This is a genomic window from Arthrospira sp. PCC 8006 (genome assembly GCF_046480465.1).
Taxonomy (GTDB): domain Bacteria; phylum Cyanobacteriota; class Cyanobacteriia; order Cyanobacteriales; family Microcoleaceae; genus Limnospira; species Limnospira platensis.
Genome location: NZ_PKGG01000039.1, coordinates 12,764 through 32,172, shown reverse-complemented (window position 1 = coordinate 32,172; position 19,409 = coordinate 12,764). Strand labels below are relative to the sequence as shown.

The 19,409-nt window shown below is 43.2% G+C and carries 20 protein-coding genes; 16 read left to right on the top strand and 4 right to left on the bottom strand.

What is annotated here, in order from left to right; translation table 11 throughout:
* From B9T16_RS08615 to B9T16_RS08555, 13 genes are all read left to right on the top strand, one after another.
* A partial coding sequence (locus B9T16_RS08615) for a hypothetical protein (RefSeq protein WP_410244551.1) occupies positions 1 to 182 on the top strand: 182 nt, incomplete at its 5' end.
* Between the two features lie 74 nt (positions 183 to 256).
* Positions 257 to 415, top strand: a complete 159-nt coding sequence (locus B9T16_RS08610; RefSeq protein ID WP_410244550.1) for a hypothetical protein — start codon at positions 257 to 259, stop codon at positions 413 to 415.
* Positions 416 to 511: 96 nt separating this feature from the next.
* Positions 512 to 907 carry a hypothetical protein gene (locus tag B9T16_RS08605; RefSeq protein ID WP_014275715.1) on the top strand — a complete coding sequence of 132 codons (396 nt, stop codon included), beginning with the start codon at positions 512 to 514 and terminating at the stop codon, positions 905 to 907.
* Between the two features lie 234 nt (positions 908 to 1,141).
* Positions 1,142 to 1,894, top strand: a complete 753-nt coding sequence (locus B9T16_RS08600) for a peptidylprolyl isomerase (protein WP_006618578.1) — start codon at positions 1,142 to 1,144, stop codon at positions 1,892 to 1,894.
* The gene (locus B9T16_RS08595) at positions 1,891 to 4,875 is read left to right on the top strand and encodes an ABC transporter transmembrane domain-containing protein (protein WP_410244549.1); all 2,985 of its coding nucleotides are present in this window, start codon (positions 1,891 to 1,893) and stop codon (positions 4,873 to 4,875) included. The genes B9T16_RS08600 and B9T16_RS08595 overlap by 4 nt, the downstream gene beginning before the upstream one ends.
* 80 nt (positions 4,876 to 4,955) lie before the next feature.
* Positions 4,956 to 6,833, top strand: a complete 1,878-nt coding sequence (locus tag B9T16_RS08590; protein WP_410244548.1) for a chromosome partitioning protein ParA — start codon at positions 4,956 to 4,958, stop codon at positions 6,831 to 6,833.
* Positions 6,834 to 6,849: 16 nt separating this feature from the next.
* Entirely contained in the window at positions 6,850 to 8,616 is a 1,767-nt protein-coding gene (locus tag B9T16_RS08585; RefSeq protein ID WP_410244547.1) for a hypothetical protein, read from the top strand.
* 60 nt (positions 8,617 to 8,676) lie between these two features.
* Entirely contained in the window at positions 8,677 to 9,225 is a 549-nt protein-coding gene (gene rfbC, locus B9T16_RS08580) for a dTDP-4-dehydrorhamnose 3,5-epimerase (protein ID WP_014275717.1), read from the top strand.
* A complete protein-coding gene (gene rfbD, locus B9T16_RS08575; RefSeq protein WP_410244546.1) occupies positions 9,225 to 10,103 on the top strand; it encodes a dTDP-4-dehydrorhamnose reductase in 879 nt (292 codons plus the stop codon). Before rfbC ends, rfbD begins: the two co-directional genes overlap by 1 nt.
* 69 nt (positions 10,104 to 10,172) lie before the next feature.
* Positions 10,173 to 11,246, top strand: coding sequence for a glucose-1-phosphate thymidylyltransferase (locus tag B9T16_RS08570; RefSeq protein ID WP_410244545.1), 1,074 nt, complete (start codon positions 10,173 to 10,175; stop codon positions 11,244 to 11,246).
* Positions 11,247 to 11,476: 230 nt separating this feature from the next.
* Complete coding sequence (locus B9T16_RS08565) at positions 11,477 to 12,325, top strand: glycosyltransferase family 2 protein (RefSeq protein ID WP_410244544.1); 849 nt, start codon at positions 11,477 to 11,479, stop codon at positions 12,323 to 12,325.
* 31 nt (positions 12,326 to 12,356) lie between these two features.
* Entirely contained in the window at positions 12,357 to 13,055 is a 699-nt protein-coding gene (locus B9T16_RS08560; protein WP_317270029.1) for a Uma2 family endonuclease, read from the top strand.
* Between the two features lie 20 nt (positions 13,056 to 13,075).
* Positions 13,076 to 13,219: a hypothetical protein gene (locus tag B9T16_RS08555; RefSeq protein ID WP_161783016.1), complete on the top strand. Its 144-nt coding sequence runs from the start codon at positions 13,076 to 13,078 to the stop codon at positions 13,217 to 13,219.
* A 6-nt stretch (positions 13,220 to 13,225) separates the two neighbouring features.
* Here the strand turns inward: B9T16_RS08555 and B9T16_RS08550 are convergent, their stop codons facing one another.
* Entirely contained in the window at positions 13,226 to 13,399 is a 174-nt protein-coding gene (locus B9T16_RS08550; RefSeq protein ID WP_410244543.1) for a hypothetical protein, read from the bottom strand.
* A gap of 541 nt (positions 13,400 to 13,940) precedes the next feature.
* On the opposite strand from B9T16_RS08550, the gene B9T16_RS08545 reads away from it, so the two are divergent.
* The 3 genes from B9T16_RS08545 to B9T16_RS08535 all read left to right on the top strand — a co-directional run bounded on the left by B9T16_RS08545 (position 13,941) and on the right by B9T16_RS08535 (position 17,595).
* On the top strand, positions 13,941 to 15,008 hold the full coding sequence (locus B9T16_RS08545; protein ID WP_006617298.1) for a glycosyltransferase family 4 protein: 1,068 nt from the start codon (positions 13,941 to 13,943) through the stop codon (positions 15,006 to 15,008).
* An 85-nt stretch (positions 15,009 to 15,093) separates the two neighbouring features.
* Positions 15,094 to 16,242: an iron-containing alcohol dehydrogenase family protein gene (locus tag B9T16_RS08540; RefSeq protein ID WP_006617299.1), complete on the top strand. Its 1,149-nt coding sequence runs from the start codon at positions 15,094 to 15,096 to the stop codon at positions 16,240 to 16,242.
* Between the two features lie 141 nt (positions 16,243 to 16,383).
* Positions 16,384 to 17,595, top strand: coding sequence for an aspartate aminotransferase (locus B9T16_RS08535; RefSeq protein ID WP_006617300.1), 1,212 nt, complete (start codon positions 16,384 to 16,386; stop codon positions 17,593 to 17,595).
* 82 nt (positions 17,596 to 17,677) lie between these two features.
* On the opposite strand, the gene psbM is transcribed toward B9T16_RS08535, so the two are convergent.
* The 3 genes from psbM to B9T16_RS08520 all read right to left on the bottom strand — a co-directional run bounded on the left by psbM (position 17,678) and on the right by B9T16_RS08520 (position 19,402).
* Positions 17,678 to 17,791: a photosystem II reaction center protein PsbM gene (gene psbM, locus B9T16_RS08530; protein ID WP_006617301.1), complete on the bottom strand. Its 114-nt coding sequence runs from the start codon at positions 17,789 to 17,791 to the stop codon at positions 17,678 to 17,680.
* Positions 17,792 to 17,871: 80 nt separating this feature from the next.
* Positions 17,872 to 18,777, bottom strand: coding sequence for a 30S ribosomal protein S6--L-glutamate ligase (gene rimK / locus B9T16_RS08525; protein ID WP_006617302.1), 906 nt, complete (start codon positions 18,775 to 18,777; stop codon positions 17,872 to 17,874).
* 136 nt (positions 18,778 to 18,913) lie between these two features.
* Positions 18,914 to 19,402, bottom strand: a complete 489-nt coding sequence (locus B9T16_RS08520) for an SAM-dependent methyltransferase (RefSeq protein WP_006617303.1) — start codon at positions 19,400 to 19,402, stop codon at positions 18,914 to 18,916.
* Positions 19,403 to 19,409 lie beyond the last annotated feature (7 nt).

Below are 19,409 nucleotides of genomic sequence, written 5' to 3'. Positions count from 1 at the left end.
GGTTAACCGGAAACACCAATCACTATCAAAGCCATATATATCAAGAGTTTCCAGGTGTCTATCCCTACTTAGTCCTGAGTCTCTTACCTAGTATCCCCCGCCTAGCCACTGTGCTAATTATGGCTGGCGCGTCACCAGTTTGGGGAATTATGGCCATAATTGGTCTGGACTCACCACCTTAACTTACAGCTTGTTCACCAGTCGCTTAATACATTGCCCTCACCCTAAATCTGGATCCCAGAGAGGGAGAGGGACTTTGAGAAGTGATCAGATGATTTCTGAACAGGCTGTAATGGGGTTTGGGTTTTTTATGGTCGCCACCACACTCCCTAATTTTKACCGCCAATTATCCCATAATTCGGCTTTAACAGGCTTTCAATTAATCGCCAATTATCGGTTAATTGTCATTGCTTAAACTCCACAAAATCGGCTTTTATCTTATTGTCAGAAAACTTTATTTTTGAGGCACTTGACATTATAATTAAATTTTGTACAATATAGGAAGGTATAATTGTCCTGTTTTGTGCAAATTTTCGCCAATATCCCAGATAACCCCAACTTTGAGGAGGTTAACCGGAAACACCAATCACTACCAAAGCCATATATATCAAGAGTTTCCAGGTGTCTATCCCTACTTAGTCCTGAGTCTCTCAGCCAGTATCCCCCGCCTAGCCACTGTGCTAATTATGGCTGGCGCGTCACCAGTTTGGGGAATTATGGCCATAATTGGTCTGGACTCATTACCTTAATTAAGTGTAAGGCATATCACAAAACACGGAATTTGTCAATAGCCCAAATAAAAAAATGTTTAAATGTTGTGGAGAAGGGGAAAAGAGGAGATCAGCAATTGAGGGGGGGTCAATTAATGTTCCTGATGCGATCGCTACAGATTGGCAATGGTATATAAGAGAGAGTAGCTGAACTGATGATGCAATATGTAGAATATATTAGGCAATAATTTAGGGAAGCCAGTGGTATGGCAGGCGGAACCGAAACTTGTTTTGCTTCGTCAGGACAGGAGCGGCAAAAGGTCTGTTATCATCGGTGCTTAATATGAAAAACTTGCATAAACACAATCATTACCCTAGGGTAGTGAAGCGATAAAAGCTCAGGGGGAAGCCCCAGTCAGTGGGAGAGAGCAATGACCGGAGTGTATAAAGTCGGAGAGACTATTATTAAGGCAGAGGAGATCCCGTCGCGGCTAAAGCACTATCAGATGATGGTGCCATTTGTGCGTGAGGTAATTTTAGACGAAGCGATCGCCGAGATTACCTGCACAGAAGAGGAAGCAGCGGCGGCGCTGGAAAAATTTGCAGCCCAACACCAACTGACCTCTCCAGAAGCTCAAAAGGCCTGGTTAAACTTAAATAAACTAACCTTAGAAGAAGCTCAGGCGATCGCCGAGCGTCCGATTAAAATAGAAAAATTCAAGCGGGAACGGTGGACTAACAAAGTAGAAAGCTACTTTATCACCAGGAAAAGTAGCCTAGATCATGTAGTGTATTCTTTAATCAGGACCAAAAATCCTGGACTAGCCCACGAATTGTATTTTCGTATATCCGAAGGAGAGCAAGAATTTTCCGAAGCGGCACGGGAATACTCAGAGGGGCCAGAATCTCGGACTGGGGGAATCATGGGGCCGGTGTCCTTAGCCCAACCCCACCCAGCAATTAGTAAACTGTTAGCAGTAAGTCAACCGGGACAACTGTGGCCCCCGCGTCCCTTATCAGAATGGATGGTAATTATTAGACTAGAAAAATTCATCCCAGCCCAACTCGATGAGTCCATGCGCCGTCATTTAATTGACGAACTATTTGAGACTTGGCTCCGAGAGGAAATAGCCAAAGTTGGCTGTCTTGAACCCCTGCATACTGAGGTGTCTTCCGTATCATGACCACATCTGCCGTTTCCAACCTACAGATCCAGGAATTTCTGCTGGAAACTAGCCCCTTCGATCGCATCAGCGAAAAGGGGCTACGAGATATATTACCCCAATGTCAGTTATTAAGCTACCGGACAGGACAACCAATTTTTGAGCGAGACAAACTCCCCACCCAGGTAGCAGTAATTTATCAGGGACAAGCTCGACTGTTAGCTTATGACTCCAGAAGCCAACGCCATACCAGCTTACAACTACTAGGAGCCAAAGAAATCCTGGGATGGGCTGGTTTACTAAGGGGAGTTCCCTGCGAAACAGTGATCGCTTCGACAGAGATGATTTGTATAAGCATCCCGGCGGCGGTCTTTATTAAACTAATGGATAAAGAGCCCCAGTTTGCGGAGGCATTTAGAGACCATGCAGCCATATCAGAAGTATTTGAGTTACTGAGCCAAAACCTGCAACAGGTAGCGAACTCCGGCGGTAACATCAAAGAAATGACCAAAGAATATTGGCCAGATGCGATCGTCGTCAACCTGCTAAACGGTCAAACCAAAGGCTCAGATCTAAAATTCAGACTAGATACTAATCGACTCTGGTTAGTTAGTAGCGGAGTGGTGGGAGATTACTCCGTCGGAAATGGCATCAATTTAGAAACCTTGGGTAAAAGCCTGAAAGTAGAAGGACCCAGGGGAGCGCGACTGGTAGGGTTGCGACAGGCTCCGACACACACCGAAGTAATATCGGAAAAAGACACATCACAAGACGGGTTAAAAGCATTATTACCCCATGTTATCCCTGCGCCAGAAACCCCCCCAGAGCCAGAAATAGACTCCTCCCAACAAATTCAAAGATTTCCCGTAGTGCGGGGACGGGGTACTGTTGACGCTCCCTTAGCTTGCTTTAATATGTTGAGCAAGCATTTTCGGGTAAATTTCCGCAAAGAACTAATTAGGCGCATCATTGAAGGTCAGCTAGAAACGGCGGGTTCTCTAACCCTACAAGCCTGTGGGGCGATCGCTCAAATGATGGGAATTACCGCCCAGTTAGTGCAAGTCCCCTCCAAAGCCTTGTGCCGACTCAAAGCTCCCGCCATGATCCCGTGGCGAAATAGCTTTGCCATCATTTATAGCATCAGCGAAAAACAACTGGTCATGGCATCCCCGGAAGAAGGGATAGTAAAGATGCGCCCTGGCCAGTTTGTGGAAGTTTACGGAGAAGCCTGTCAAGTTCTCCTACTCCAAGAAACCAAAGGTGATCAGCAGGAACAGTTCAGCTTTTGGTGGTTTGTGCCAGCCATTATGGAACACCGGGGAGTCTTTATAGAAGTCCTGCTCTCCTCCTTCTTTGTGCAACTCTTCGGCTTGGTTAACCCCCTGCTGACCATGATCATCATCGATAAGGTGATGGGACAGCGTAACATTGACGCTCTCAATATTTTGGCATTTTTGATGTTGGGGGTAGCTCTATTTGAAGCCCTACTCTCAGCCTTGCGAACATACCTGTTTGTTGATACCACCAACCGACTCGATGTTAAACTCAGTTCCGAAGTAATTGACCACCTATTGCGCCTACCTCTCAACTATTTCGATAACCGCAAAGTAGGAGACTTGATGGCACGGGTTGGGGAACTCAGTAATATTCGTAACTTCCTCACAGGTACAGCCTTAACGGTTGTGTTAGACGCGGTTTTCTCCGTCGTTTATGTGGCGGTCATGTTCTATCTGAATGTGACTATGGCTCTAGTAGCCTTAGCACCCCTACCCCTGTTTGCTCTGATTATTGTCATCAACTCCCCGATTATCCAAAGACTACTCAGGAGAAAAGCCGAGTTGTACGGTCACTCCCAAGCCTATCTGGTGGAGGTGCTTAACGGTATGCAAACCGTCAAAGCTCAAAATATTGAGTTGACCTCCCGCTGGGAATGGCAGGGACGCTATGCCCGTTATATGAGCTCTAGTTTTAAAACTATTCTCACCCAGACCGCTGCTAACTCCATTAGTGGCTTTTTGAATAAACTTTCAGCCCTAGCCCTATTGTGGGTAGGTGCATATTTGGTAATTAACAATGAATTAACTATCGGGGGATTGATTGCCTTCCGAATTATTGCCGGAAACGTCACCGGATCTCTGTTGCGCTTTGTCAGTGTGTGGCAGAGTTTCCAAGAGGTGGGAATGTCTGTAGAACGTCTGCGAGATGTCTTAGATACTGCTCCCGAAGCTGACGAAGCCGATCGCAATAATATCCCCATGCCGGAAATTGATGGCTCTGTTATCTTTGAAGAGGTATCTTTCCGTTTTGGACCCAGTGGCCCTTTGCAATTGGCAAATATTAATTTAGAATTCCCAGCCGGTTCCTTTGTGGCAATTGTCGGGTTGAGTGGTTCGGGTAAAAGTACCTTGATGAAAATCCTCGAACGTCTCTATCCACCTATGTCCGGCCGGGTTAAAATTGATAATTACGATATCAATAAGGTCGAACTATATTCCCTCCGTCGTCAAATTGGGGTGGTGCTTCAGGATACTTTGCTATTTAGTGGGACAGTACAGGAAAATATCGCCCTCACTAACCCAGAAGCTAGTACCGATGAAATTATCCGAGCCGCTAAGGTCGCTGATGCCCATGAGTTTATTATGGGTTTACCTAATGGGTACAATACGGTGGTGGGTGAGCGTGGTTCCGGTCTCTCCGGTGGACAGCGACAACGGATTGCGATCGCCCGTACCGTTCTCCAAAAGCCAAGACTATTGATTCTTGATGAGGCAACTAGCGCCCTCGATTATCAGTCAGAACGCTTAGTTAGTCAAAATCTCAGTCAAGAATTTCATGATCGCACCGTATTCTTTATTACCCACCGCCTCAGCGCTATCAAAAATGCTGATGCTATCATTATGATGGATCAAGGCTCCATTGTAGAACAAGGAACCCATGATGAGTTAATGGCTATCAAAGGACGTTACTATTGCCTGTATCAACAGCAAGAGGCACAACAGTAAGGCGATCAACGTCATTGGTGGTAGAGGAGTCGAGTTTTTAAGCATTTTCTATTGGTATTGAACAACAGATAACAGAACTTATGAAATCAGCATCTATTTCTGAACAACCGGTCATCCTAGAAAAACCTGGTCTCCTCTCCCACTTGTTTCTGTGGATGATTATGCTAGTAAGCACCACATCCGTCATTTGGGCTTATTTTGCTAATATTGAGCAAACAGTCCCAGCTATGGGACAATTGGCCCTGACATCGGGAGCTAGGGAAATTCAAGCCCCAACTACTGGCGCGGTGGTCCGCTTGCACGTCGAAAATGGCGATCGGGTCGAAAGAAATCAGCCTATACTGACTTTTAGCCCCACTAATCCTAGCGCTGATCTGCGCGCCGTTGAAAGTTTGCGAGCCGCCCTAGAAAAGGAAAACGAGTTCTATGAGAGCATTGTTAATAATCAAATTACCACTAACTTACCCCCACAGTTAGCAGATTTGGTCAGAGACCGAGAAGCTCGCATTCAAGAAAATCAAACTCTACAATCCTTGGTGGACGAACTTTACCATGACCGAGGAACTGCTATGAGTTTTAGCCCGGCTATGGCTGGTTTGGTCGCTAACTATCGCGCTGAATACCAATCAAGAGTGACTACCAGCCAACTGAAAATTGTAGAACTGGAAAGACAGCTTCAACAAAATCGAGATTCTCTGCGTGCTGCCACCGAAAAGCTCGAATATATACAAAATCAATTGGCTTATTCGGAACAGCAGTTAAACTTGGCTCGCAATCAGTTATCTAAGTCTGAGCAAATCCTGAATGTTAATGAGTCGATTTTAGCTCAGATTTCTCCCTTGGTTGAGCAAGGGGCTATGTCTGACTTACAGCGAAAACAGCGGGAACAGGAAATACTCAGAAGTCAAAATGAAGTCATCGGACAACAAGATAACATTGAACAGCGCCAAGGTGAAATTAATCAGCGCCGTCGGGATATTCAAGAGCAACGGGCAGAAATTCAACGCATGGAAAATGAAGAACAGCGCACGCTGGCTTCCATCACCCGCGCTCAGGAAGAGTTGCGAAATACTAAGGACTCCTGGGCTAGAGATATCTATAGTCGTATTCAAGAAAATCATAAACAAATTGCCAGCGCTGATTCTCAACTCAGCCGTTTGCGGTTGGACAATGAAAAAAGAATCTCTGACATTAAGTCTCAAATTGAAAAGTTGCAGGAACAGAGAAATACTCAGGTTTTGAGAGCGCCCGCATCGGGGATTATCTTTGAATTAGAGCCCTCGACTAAATCTAATGCTGCTTTGGATATGAATCAGGATGAGATTTGCTCCTATGTCATCAATTCTATTCTCCGACCTGGCGATCCGATGCCTTCTCGTTGTGATGAAGCCTATTTTGAGGCTCAACAAACTCAACCTCTGCTGACGATTTTAGATGATGATGAAGGCTTAAAAGCAGAAGTTCATATCAATAATAGTGATATGGCACTGGTGTTAAATGCTCTGCGGGTTAAACGGGAGTTGTTGACTCCTTTTGACGGCAAGGAAGTGGCAGGAGAGGTGATTGAGTGTCAGGTGGAAAAAGACTGTATCTGTCCTACCTCGGCGGCGGCGCGAGAGCAAATTGGTATTGCTGATGATCAGTGTATTGGCGTGGAAGTTAATATTGATGCCTTCCCTTCTAATGAGTTTGGCACGGTTCCGGGTGAGTTGATATGGATTAGCCAAAATGCTATTCCTCCAGAAGAAGGTCGCCCATTCTTTTCCTTTAGGGCAAATATTAAGCTGGAAAGACAATATTTTATGCTCAATGAAGATGTACCAGGACAGGAGGTGACAATTAAATTGCAGTCTGGTATGGCGGTCAATACTAAGGTTAATATCGGTAAGCGCACGGTTTTGCAAATGCTGTTTAGCCGACTCACAGGTAAGTTTGAAAGTATCACTAACTTGAGATAAGCCTAATTGACTTTAAATGTTTGATACCCCTCGGCGATCGCTACTTAAATTTCATCATTCTGGGTTGTGGGTTGGTTATCTACTTCCTGTGCTATCTGCGATCGCTTTTGTGGGGTACTTTGCTGTAGATGTGCCTTCCTTTGACCAGTGGGTTTTACCCGGTTTATTTGAAAAGACCGCTACCGGAAATTTAACCTTTCCTGATTTATTTGCTCTTCACAACACCCATAGAATTTTCTTTCCCAGACTGATTTTTATCGGTCTGGGTTTTCTGTCACAATGGAATATTAAAGCCGAATTATATTTTAGTCTGGGTCTGGCAATTATCTCGTTTTTGGGGTTATATAAATTGTCACTTTCAGCTAATGGGGTGACTCATATTTACCTCTTTCATCTCGCTAATTTTCTCGCCTGTATTCTGTTTTTTTCCCTCAATCAAGAATGGCTTTGGGGATTTCAAATCCCCATTTTTTTGATTAACTTTTGCATCATTTTCGCCCTGTTAATCTTCATGCCAAGTCCCTTAAATCCTCGCCATAAGTTCTTGATAGCTGCTGGTTTATGTGCGATCGCTAGTTTTTCCTCCGCTCAAGGTTTGGTGTCCTGGTTGGCGGTTATGCCTTCCCTAATTTCTCTACCAGGAAATGCTACACAACAAAGAAAGCGATCGCTTATTTGGTTACTCCTCTTTTTGCTATCCTGTGGATTATATGCCATTGGTTATCAACGGGAACCATTATCTATTACCCTCTCTGGTTGGGAGCGAGTTTATACCTTTATTCACTTTTGGTTAAATGTTCTCGCTGCACCCATAGTTCAATCTCCCCAAATCTCCTGGTTATTAGGCTTAGTAATTATCATATTTTTCCTGTATTTACTATACTATCATAGCCGAAAATACTCCAAATTTCAAACATTTTTAGATGCTAGTCCCTGGATTTCTTTGGGCATATTTTCCCTATTAACATCTCTATTAATGACCTGGGGAAGAGTAGATTTAGGCGCGAACTATCCCCTAACAGCCGTTCGCTATACCAGCCATACCACATTATTACTAATTGCCATAGTTTATCTCAGCATTCAGTGGATTTCTGAGAAGTATGCTAGTTTTAACTTGCCTATTCCTACTTTAATTTATAGCTTTATTTGTGGAATTTTAGCCTGTTTGGTTTGGGTGAGTTCAGGAAATGCGATCGCCAGAGTTCAGACCAATTTATTTTATAGCCAAACCGCCCAAACTTGTCTATATTTATTTCCATATTTGGACTCACAATCAACCTTTTTTCAAAACTCCCCGCAACGTTGTTTACTACCACTCAGTAGATCGACTTGGTGGATTCAAGAAGGCGTAGAATCTCTCCAAAATATCGGCTTTAGAAACTTCGCCAACCAGCTTAAATTCACCGATAATCCTGACTTAAACTATGGTTATATTGACTTTCCCTTAAATCCTGATTTTCCCCAAGTCATTCAATCATCAGAATCCTTAACTCTTAGAGGTTGGGCTATTTTACCAGACCGAGACCAACAACCACAATTAGTATTTTTATCTAAAGACGACCAACAGCTATTTTTTGCTAGTGCTTATGTAAACTTATACAGTCCTGACTTAGCCGATATTCTCCAAAGCGATCGCTACCAACAATCAAGATGGACAACCACCCTCCCCCCCCAATCTCTACCACCCGGAGAAACCCAAATCAAGGCTTGGGTTTATGACCCAGAGCAACATCAATTTTTTCGCCTCAATGGACAGATAATTGTGCAAATTACTCCACTTTGATTATTTTATATCCCCCCATATAGTAAACTAGAGATTGATGTCATTTTGTGGAACTGTCAAATGAACGTTATTCCCACGAAAATTCCTGATGTTTTCCTGGTAGAACCGAAAGTTTTTGGAGACCATCGCGGTTTTTTCTTTGAAAGTTTTAACCAGAAAGTATTTACCGAAAAAACAGGTGTGACCACAGACTTTGTACAAGACAATCATTCTCGGTCTAGTCAAGGAGTGTTGCGGGGTCTCCATTATCAAATTCAACAAACCCAAGGTAAACTACTGAGGGTAGTCCTGGGAGAAGTCTTTGATGTAGCAGTAGATATTCGGAAAAGTTCCCCGACTTTTGGTCAGTGGGTAGGCTATTATCTCAGTGCTGAAAATAAGCAACAATTATGGATTCCTCCCGGGTTTGCTCATGGTTTTTTAGTAACCTCTCCTGTAGCCGAAGTTCTCTATAAAACCACTGATTATTATGCACCACAGTATGAGCGATCGCTTCTCTGGAATGACCCAGACATCGCCATTGAATGGCCCCTAGAATCCCTAGAACCTAAATTATCTGAAAAAGATAAAAATGCCCACACCTTGACCAATGCAGAAGTTTTTGAATAATGCGTATTTTACTAACCGGAAAAAACGGACAATTAGGGTCGGAATTACAACCTTTACTCACTCCCCTGGGTGAAGTTTTCGMCGTCGGACGAGATACCCTAGATTTAGCTAAACCTGATGCTATATCATCATTAATGGCAGAGATCAAACCCCATATAGTCGTTAATGCCGCCGCCTATACAGCCGTTGATAAAGCCGAAACAGAAACCGATTTAGCTACCGCTATTAACGGCATAGCACCCGGCATTTTAGCAGCCGAAAGCCAGCGGATTAATGCTAAATTAATTCACGTCTCCACCGATTATGTCTTTGATGGCACCCAAAGCCATCCCTATGTCGAAACCGACCCCACCAACCCATTAGGACAGTATGGTGCATCAAAATTAGCCGGAGAACAAGCCATTTTAGCCACTGATGCCAATTATGCCATTATTCGCACCGCCTGGGTTTATGGCGCAGGAGGAACCGGAAATTTTGTCAAAACCATGCTCCGTTTAGGTCGGGAACGAGAAGAGTTGAGAGTCGTCATGGATCAAGTGGGGACTCCCACCTGGACAGGAGATTTAGCAACCGCAATTGTCCAGTTAATTCCCCAATTAAATTCAGAAACATCTGGTATCTATCATTATACCAATAGTGGTGTTACCAGTTGGTATGATTTTGCGATCGCTATTTTTGAGGAAGCTAAATTATTGGGTGTACCTCTCAAAATTCAACAGGTCATTCCCATTACAACCGCTGAATATCCTACTCCCGCGCGTCGTCCGGCTTATTCGGTTTTGAATGGTAAAAAGTTGGCAACCCTCCTGGGAAATCATCCTCCTCAGTGGCGGTCTGGACTCCGAACTATGCTCAAAACCCTAATTAATCAAGGCTAAAACATCACTAAAACAGGCGATAAGCCTGTTAAAAACTTTTCAAAAACAGTCCTAATTTGGTGAATTTTAATGAAAGCATTAATTCTTTCTGGTGGTAAAGGAACTCGACTAAGACCCCTCACTTATACTGGTGCAAAACAACTCGTCCCCGTCGCTAATAAACCTATTTTATGGTACGGAATTGAGGGAATTGTCGCGGCTGGAATTACCGATATTGGCATTATTATTAGTCCTGAAACCGGCGAAGAAGTTAAAACTTTGACAGGTAAAGGCGAGCAATTTGGCGCGAAAATTACTTATATTTTGCAAGATACCCCCGCTGGTCTCGCTCATGCCGTAAAAATTGCCCAGCCTTTTTTGGGTAATTCTCCCTTTATTATGTACTTGGGAGATAACCTAATTCAAAATCCCCTATCTCCCTTTTTAGAACAGTTTAAACAAAAGCAGCTTGATAGCTTGATTTTGCTGCGACCCGTCGAAAATCCCACCTCTTTTGGTGTAGCCGTTGTCGGTGATAATGGGAGAGTATTACAGTTAGTAGAAAAACCTCAAAATCCTCCCTCTAATTTAGCCTTAGTAGGCGTTTATTTCTTTGACAATACCATTCATGAAGCTATAGCTAATATTCAACCTTCCGCTAGGGGAGAATTGGAAATTACTGATGCTATTCAACAACTAATTAACACTGATAAAAAGGTTGATGCTTGTACCCTCGATGGTTGGTGGTTAGATACTGGCAAAAAAGATGATTTACTCAGTGCTAATCAGATTATTTTGGATGAACGTTCTACCTATAATGTTGAAGGAGATGTTGACCCCCAAAGTCAGATTATTGGACGAGTTAAAATTGGTCGGGGAACTAAGTTGATTAACTGTACTGTTAGAGGTCCCGTCATAATTGGCGAAAATTGTCACCTGGAAAATAGTTTTATTGGTCCTTATACCAGTATTGCTGATGCTGTCAATTTGATTGATGCTGAAATTGAGCATAGTGTGATTTTATCCGAGGCGAAAATTATTAATATTAATCACCGCATTGTTGATACTCTAATTGGTCGCCGCGCTCAATTGACTACCGCACCACAAAGACCCAAGGCTTTACGATTTATGTTGGGAGATGATTCTCAGGTGGAATTGACTTGATGGGATTTTCCTAATCCGTTCATCTCTTCCCTTCTCTCTGTAGGAGCAATTTACCCATTGCTCCTATCATCTTTTTTTTCATCCTTACTCTTGACAAATTATCCGACTTGACTTACTATATAATAATGGGAATCTGTGGCGACATATATATGCTATTCTCAACTTAATTATGGCTACCCTGGGGTTAGTTCTGTAAACCCAACTTCTGATTACATCTAAAACCAGCTTTTGTGATTTATTGGATAGTTGTTAATTATCACTCTACTGATTTGATTGAAACACTAATTCAATCTATCGCTAATAGTTCAAGTATTGACCATCAGATTATTATTGTTAACAACTCCCCCCAAGATAAAAGCATCTGGAAACTACACAGAAAACAAGTCATTATTTTAGATGCTTCCCACAATTTAGGATTTGGTCGCGCCTGTAATTTGGGGTTACAGTGGGTTTATCAGCGAGACAACAATGCTTGGGTGTGGCTAATTAATCCTGATGTTGTCATTCCAGAAGATACCCCTAACCAAGTTTTAGCCGTCGTGACCGAAAATCCCCAATTCTCCATTTTGGGAACATTAGTTTATCAACCTGATGGACGGGTTTGGTTTGGGGGAGGAGAATTTATACAGGAAAGCGGCTTGATTGTCCAGCAACAGCATCTCCCAGCATCCGTCTCTGATTGCATCCCCACTACCTGGGTTACCGCTTGTAGCTTGTTAATTAATCTCAAAAAATTCGGAAACTGTCCTCAGTTTGACGAAGATTATTTTTTATATTACGAAGATTTTGACCTGTGTTTGCGTTATAGTAAACTCGGACATCAAATTGGGATGACTCCCCACATTGGGGTAATTCACCATCCCTCATCGATTACTGGGAGAAATCCTCATCTCAAACTCAAACATAGTATCTATAGCTATCTGCTGAGTTTAGAAAAACACGCTAAAGGTTTGGCTTGCTGGTATCGAATACTACGGATTACTGTGGTTTCCCTAATCACTTTTCCCTGGTATCCCCAGGCTAGTTGGTCTAAATTAATCGGAGTTTTAGACTATGTTAAATCTAGGTTTTGGGGATAAAATTATTTACAGTCAATAGTGGTTAGTTATTATGGATATCAATAAATGTAAACAACCAGGAGATAATCGCAGCTATCATCAGCTACAGTCGGAATTATTTTGCTTAACTTTTGCACCTCCTAAATATTCCAGAGATCTGATTTTGATGGCTAATAATATGAGTCTCTATTATGACCCATTAAACCCGACTTGGTGCGAATATCCAGATTGGTTTGCGGTGGTTGGTTTATCTGAATCTCTAGTTAATTTACCTCGTGAACAAGGCTATTATATCTGGAAGGAAGGACGACGACCAGCAATGGTTATGGAGTTTCTCCCTAGCCGAGATGAAACCGCAAAACAACCATCATCACCTCAACAACCTACAGCTTGGGAGGTTTATGAGCAAATTCTGGGGATTCCTTTCTATGTGGTTTTTGACTATACTACCAATAGTTTACAGTTGTTTAAGCTGTTAGGCGATCGCTATCAGAAACAGGAGTTAAACAACAATCAGTTTTGGTTTCCTGGATTAGATTTGGGTCTCGGCTTGTGGTGCGGAGAATACCAAGGCTTAAAGCGCTTTTGGTTGCGTTGGTATGATAGCCGTGGTCATTGGATTCCTCTGCCAGAAGAGTTACCGTCAGACACATCAGCATCGGTTTCTGTAGAGGATAGCCAACCCTCTCAGACTCCATCTAAACTCGGTCAGCATTTACAACAGTTGGGAATCGTTACCCACAAGATTTAACTTAACTCCAGAGGCTAAAAATGGCTGAGGTCTCACTTATAGCCGAAAATTGTCATAAAAAGAGCAATTTTACCATGTTGATGATATTTTTTCACAAAAACGGCTTTTTGTCAAGCATACAGCAACAAATGGCTAGGTTATTGATAGAAATTCGGACAATTTAATGGACTTCATCGACTCCATATAAAATCTTCATTTAACCTCAGATATCTCCTGGTTATGAAGTGCGATCGCTTTTTGGTAAATACCCAGAATTTCCTCAACTCCCAACCAACAGTAGATATCTCCTGGTTATGAAGTGCGATCGCTTTTTGGTAAATACCCAGAATTTCCTCAACTCTCAACCCAAAGTAGATATCTSCTGGTTATGAAGTGCGATCGCTTTTTGGTAAATACCCAGAATTTCCTCAACTCCCAACCWACAGTAGATATCTCCTGGTTATGAAGTGCGATCGCTTTTTGGTAAATACCCAGAATTTCCTCAACTCCCAACCWACAGTAGATATCTCCTGGTTATGAAGTGCGATCGCTTTTGGGTAAATCATCATCATTCCCCATTGACAAACTCCCCATCTTGACCTAATATAACACCATGGGAAACCGTGTCCGCTTATAGGGTACTTTCACCACCACAAACACCCCTAACCCGAAGGCGATCGCTTTTTAGTAAATATCCAAAATTACCTATTGACAAGCTCCCCATAACCTACTATAATATAATGGGGAATAGTGCCACATAGTTTTACCCCCATTGAAAGTAAAAGTTATCTGATATTGAGCGAATATTGAACTAAAAGAACATATCCTCAAGGAGGAAGTTTGGGAATATTGGGGATATTAAGCCAGGCTATAATTACCATTTATAGACATTCGAGGAGATGATAATTGAAGCGTCAGTTAGTCATTAATCTATCAGTTGTAATACCGAAACCCACAGGGATATCAGTATATGCTGCTAATATTATCCCATGGTTAAAACCCCTAGAACCTTTATTGCTAACTGCTGATGATATCGCTGGTTATGAGTGCCAAAAAGTCCCGAATAATATGACTCCTGAGCATGGTACAAAGGGACATTTAAGGCGATTGATTTGGACTCAGTTTAAACTACCATTAATATATCGCAAATCAGGTTATAAATTGTTGTTTTCACCCTTACCCGAAGCGCCTTTATATACAGGTTGTCGGTCAATAGTAATGGCTCATGATTTAATTCCGCTCAAATTTCCCAAGCGGGGGTCGCGATTAACGGCTTATTTCAAATCCTATGTTCCGGCGGTGCTAAAACAAGCAGAACATATTGTTTGTAATTCTGAAGCGACGGGGAATAGTTTAGTGGAGATGTTGGGAATTAGTGCCAGGAAAATTACTCCGATTTTATTAGGGTACGATCGCCAGAGGTTTCAATTTTTAGATTTACCGACGCAAAACTACTTTTTATATATTGGTCGCCATGATCATTATAAAAATCTACCGAGGCTAATTACAGCATTTTCCCAATTACCGAAAGATTATGAACTGTGGTTAGCGGGGCCGAGTGACAGCACCTATACACCCTTATTAAAACAACAGGTAAAAGAATTAGGACTGAGGGAACAGGTGAAATTTTTAGACTATGTTGCAGCCCAGGAATTACCGTCAATAATTAATCAGGCGATCGCCTTAGTTTTCCCAAGTTTATGGGAAGGTTTCGGGTTTCCGGTGTTAGAAGCTATGGCCTGTGGAACCCCTGTAATTACCTCAAATTTAGCATCACTGCCGGAAGTAGCTGGAGAGGCAGCGATATTGATAAATCCCTATGAAGTAGAAGAGATCAGCGCGGCCATGAAAACCCTAATCAGTGATCCACAAATATCGGGGCAACTTAGACACAAAGGACTCAGTAGATGTCAAGAATTTTCCTGGCAGAAAACCGGACAGCAAACTGTGGAAGTTTTAGCAAGATATATGTAAAATAAAAATTAATGGGAGCAGATGTTCCCAGTTATGGGTAAAATCGGCTAGAATTAGCGACTTAACGAATTTTGCGAGGGCCTGTATGGAACCTTTATCCTCTCCCCTATTGACCAAAACCACTATGATCAGCCCAACTCCGGCATTAAGTATTGCCCCAGCCCAGGTAATTCGAGGAGTTGACAGACTGGCAGAGGCGGGAGAGGCGATCGCCGCCTTTGGTAGTCGTCCGGTAATTGTGGGAGGCGATCGCACCCTAAAATTAATTCAACCCCATTTACAACCGATTATAGAAACCCATCAACTCAAGGCTAATTGGGCTAACTATACCCCTGACTGTAGCGAAAGCAGTTTAGAGAAACTCCAACAAATTTGCGCGGACCATCAAGGGGACTTGGTGATCGGAGTTGGCGGCGGAAAATCTTTAGATATCGCCAAACTCCTAGCTTATAGGACGAGATTACCCATTATAACTATTCCCACCTCTGGGGCTACCTGCGCCGCCTGGACGGCTCTCTCAAATATCTATACAAATGAGGGAGCATTCTTGTATGATGTAGGGTTAGCCAAGTGTCCTGATTTGCTAATCCTCGACTATAGCCTGATTCAAACAGCGCCCCAGCGGACTTTAATTGCTGGTATTGGAGATGCGATCGCCAAATGGTATGAAGCGTCAGTCAGTAGTGGACATTCAGAAGAAACCCTGATTGTGGCAGCAGTGCAACAGGCGAGAGTCCTGCGGGACATTTTGTTTCAAAAATCCGTAGCCGCCCTCAGTGAACCCGGAAGCCAAACCTGGCGAGAAGTGGTTGATGCCACAGTTTTACTCGCTGGGGCGATCGGTGGTTTAGGGGGGGCACAGTGTCGGACTGTAGCAGCCCATGCTGTCCATAATGGTTTAACTCACCTATGCGCTACCCACAAGACCCTTCACGGAGAAAAAGTCGCCTATGGCATTTTGGTACAGTTGCGCCTAGAAGAGATGCTACAAGGGAATCAACTGGCAGCTTCTGCTAGAGGACAACTGTTGAAGTTTTATAGCGATATCCGCTTACCCCAAACTTTGGCTGATTTGGGATTGGGAAATATTACCTTAGCCCAGTTAAGGCATGGGGCAGAAATTGCCTGTGGTGAAAAGTCTGACATTCACCGACTACCCTTTAAAGTTTGCCCAGAATCACTAATGGCTGCCATGGTTTCTACTACTGTACCTGTGGGGGCAATTAAGGGTTAAAGGTTAACTATGGGCTGTTTAATCAGTCTTCAGGTGAGGGGCAATTAATCACTAATCACAATAAATTGCACCATCAATTAACCTGTAAAAGTTCCTCCCTCTTTCCTCAACTGACTTTTGAGTTAACAACCACAAATAAACATGAATTTAGATTGGATTACGCCAGCAGATAGGGTTAAACAACTTCCCCCCTATGTATTTGCGCGATTAGATGAATTGAAAGCCCATGCCTGTGAACAAGGCCTTGATTTGATTGATTTGGGTATGGGAAACCCGGACGGACCGACTCCTGAACCTGTAGTAGAAGCGGCGATCGCTGCCTTGCGAAATTCAGCCAATCATGGCTATCCCCCCTTTGAAGGGACTGCTAGTTTCCGCGCCGCCATTACTCGTTGGTATCACCGTCGCTATGGAGTTAACCTAGACCCCAATAGTGAAGCGTTACCCCTATTAGGATCTAAAGAAGGTCTCACCCATTTAGCTTTAGCCTATGTCAACCCCCAAGATGTGGTTTTATCGCCAGATCCGGCTTATCCTGCCCATTTTCGGGGTCCGTTAATTTCTGGGGGGGATGTTTACAAAATTCGCCTGAAACCAGAAAATGATTGGATTATAGATTTAGCAGATATCCCGGATCATATTGCTGACCGCGCCAAAATTCTCTATTTTAATTATCCTAATAATCCCACAGGTGCAACCGCCCCCAGGGAGTTTTTTGAGGATTTAGTCGCTTTCGCCCACAAACATCAAATTCTATTGGTTCATGACCTCTGTTATGCGGAACTAGCTTTTGATGGTTATCAACCGACCAGCTTACTAGAAATTCCGGGAGGTAAAGAGATTGGGGTCGAGTTCCATACCATGTCAAAAACTTATAATATGGCGGGTTGGCGCGTGGGTTTTGTAGTTGGTAATTCTCGAATTATTCAAGGATTAAGAACTCTGAAAACCAACTTAGATTATGGGTTATTTGCTGCTTTACAATCGGCGGCAGAAACTGCTTTAAATTTGCCAGATTCCTACTTGGAAGAAGTGCAAAATAGGTATAGAACCCGACGGGATTTTCTAGTCAGAGAATTGGCAGAATTGGGCTGGAATATTCCTAAACCCAAAGCGGCGATGTATTTGTGGGCTCCCTGTCCCGTGGGTATGACTTCAACGGATTTTGCCCTATCAGTCCTACAACAAACTGGGGTGGTGGTGACTCCAGGTAATGCTTTTGGGGCGGGAGGAGAAGGCTATGTTAGAATTAGTCTGATTGCTGATTGCGATCGCTTGGCGGAAGCGGTCAAACGCCTAAAAGAAGCCAATATTGGCTATCAACGCCAAATGGTGGCAACGGGAATGGTTTAACTCAATTATAATTAAAAAAGCGCTATTGGCAATGAGCCTCGGCGCTTTTCTAATTTTGAAAAAAAATTGGCAAAACTTGAATTTATCCTTCTTTGCCTTCGCGACTCTGGGTTTGGATATACAGAATCAGAAGAAACACGGAAGGGACTAGCACAAAAAGAATGCTGGCAACAAATCCTAGGTCATTAACTTCCATAATTATCCAACGAGTGTTAATACACAAAAGAAACCGACTTCTCCAGGATATCATTAAATTGGCTAGTTTGAGTGGAAATTTTAACCTTGGGTGCGATCGCGCACATTACCTTGTGCAGCATACTTTTCCAGAAACTCCATAATTTTCCTAGGTACATCTACTCCGGTGGCGGTCTCAATTCCTTCTAGTCCCGGTGAGGAGTTAACTTCCATTACCACAGGTCCATGATTGGAACGCAATAAATCCACCCCCGCGACTTTCAGCCCCATAATTTTAGCAGCGCGGACAGCGGTTGATCTTTCCTCTGGGGTTAATTTGACTTTTTGGGCGCTTCCTCCCCGGTGAAGATTAGACCGAAATTCCCCTTCTGCGCCTTGGCGTTTCATGGAAGCTACTACCCTTTCACCAACTACAAAACAGCGTAAATCTGCCCCTCCAGCTTCCTTAATAAATTCCTGGACTAAAATATTGGCATCAAGTCCCCGAAATGCCTCAATTACAGACTTAGCCGCCTGGTATGTTTCAGCTAAAACTACACCAATTCCCTGGGTTCCTTCTAACAGTTTAATCACTAAGGGAGCCCCACCAACTACGTTAATCAAACCATCAATATCTTTAGTAGAATGGGCAAACCCAGTCACCGGAAGACCTATGCCTTCTCGGGCTAATAATTGCAAGCAACGCAGCTTATCACGAGACCGAGAAATGGCTTGAGACTCATTGGGAGTAAATACACCCATCATCTCAAATTGGCGGACAACAGCAGTGCCATAAAAGGTTTTAGATGCACCAATACGAGGAATAATGGCATCAAATCCTTCTAGGGGTTTTCCCCCATACATGACCATGGGTTTATGGGAGGTAATATTCATGTAGCAGCGCAGGTAATCGATTACATACATCTCATGACCCCGCTGTTCCCCTGATTCTTTCAGTCTCCGAGTAGAGTAAAGGGAACTATCTTGGGATAGAATCGCAATTTTCATGGTATAATATTAATAGCATCTGACGTTTTTGTGGTTGCCGATCGCTGTGTGGAATAACCTGGCCATGAATAACCAGCCAGAAACTAACATTGTTCCCATTTCACCTTCTGGTTTTTACGAATCTAAATAACATTTATTATTTTACCGGACTGGGGATACTCCAAAAATAGAATGTGCATTCCTCTTCGGGGTGGGTTAAATGCAGTACAGCGTCGGGAGTCCATTCTCCCATATCAAAGTCCCGGGAGACAATGCGGGTTCCCGGCTTGAGTTGTTCGAGTAATTGGGGTTTTAAACGTAGGTTAAGCTGAGGTAACAGATAAATAAAGATAACTGTGGCTTCCTGAAAATTGCTGTTAAACAGGTTGGCTTGGCGGAAGATGACGCGATCGCTAACGGCGGCTATTTTGGCATTTTCTGTGGCTTCCTTAATGCGATCGGGATCAATATCAATACCAACTCCCCGCGCCCCAAATTTTTCGGCGGCGGCGATCGCTACCCGTCCATCTCCACAACCTAGGTCATATACAACATCATCAGCACCAACTTTCACCCAACGGAGAACATCCTCTAACAAATCTTGAGGAGTTGGAACATAACCAATATCAGGTTGATTAGAGTACATAAAATTT

What these genes read in the sequence shown, in the direction of transcription:
- B9T16_RS08595 (WP_410244549.1), top strand. Translation starts at nt 1,891, where the DNA reads ATGACCACATCTGCCGTTTCCAACCTACAGATCCAGGAATTTCTGCTG.
- B9T16_RS08560 (WP_317270029.1), top strand. Translation starts at nt 12,357, where the DNA reads ATGGATATCAATAAATGTAAACAACCAGGAGATAATCGCAGCTATCAT.
- B9T16_RS08535 (WP_006617300.1), top strand. Translation starts at nt 16,384, where the DNA reads ATGAATTTAGATTGGATTACGCCAGCAGATAGGGTTAAACAACTTCCC.
- rfbC (WP_014275717.1), top strand. Translation starts at nt 8,677, where the DNA reads ATGAACGTTATTCCCACGAAAATTCCTGATGTTTTCCTGGTAGAACCG.
- rimK (WP_006617302.1), bottom strand. Translation starts at nt 18,777, where the DNA reads ATGAAAATTGCGATTCTATCCCAAGATAGTTCCCTTTACTCTACTCGG.
- B9T16_RS08590 (WP_410244548.1), top strand. Translation starts at nt 4,956, where the DNA reads ATGAAATCAGCATCTATTTCTGAACAACCGGTCATCCTAGAAAAACCT.
- psbM (WP_006617301.1), bottom strand. Translation starts at nt 17,791, where the DNA reads ATGGAAGTTAATGACCTAGGATTTGTTGCCAGCATTCTTTTTGTGCTA.
- B9T16_RS08600 (WP_006618578.1), top strand. Translation starts at nt 1,142, where the DNA reads ATGACCGGAGTGTATAAAGTCGGAGAGACTATTATTAAGGCAGAGGAG.
- B9T16_RS08555 (WP_161783016.1), top strand. Translation starts at nt 13,076, where the DNA reads ATGGCTGAGGTCTCACTTATAGCCGAAAATTGTCATAAAAAGAGCAAT.
- B9T16_RS08570 (WP_410244545.1), top strand. Translation starts at nt 10,173, where the DNA reads ATGAAAGCATTAATTCTTTCTGGTGGTAAAGGAACTCGACTAAGACCC.
- B9T16_RS08585 (WP_410244547.1), top strand. Translation starts at nt 6,850, where the DNA reads ATGTTTGATACCCCTCGGCGATCGCTACTTAAATTTCATCATTCTGGG.
- B9T16_RS08520 (WP_006617303.1), bottom strand. Translation starts at nt 19,402, where the DNA reads ATGTACTCTAATCAACCTGATATTGGTTATGTTCCAACTCCTCAAGAT.
- B9T16_RS08540 (WP_006617299.1), top strand. Translation starts at nt 15,094, where the DNA reads ATGGAACCTTTATCCTCTCCCCTATTGACCAAAACCACTATGATCAGC.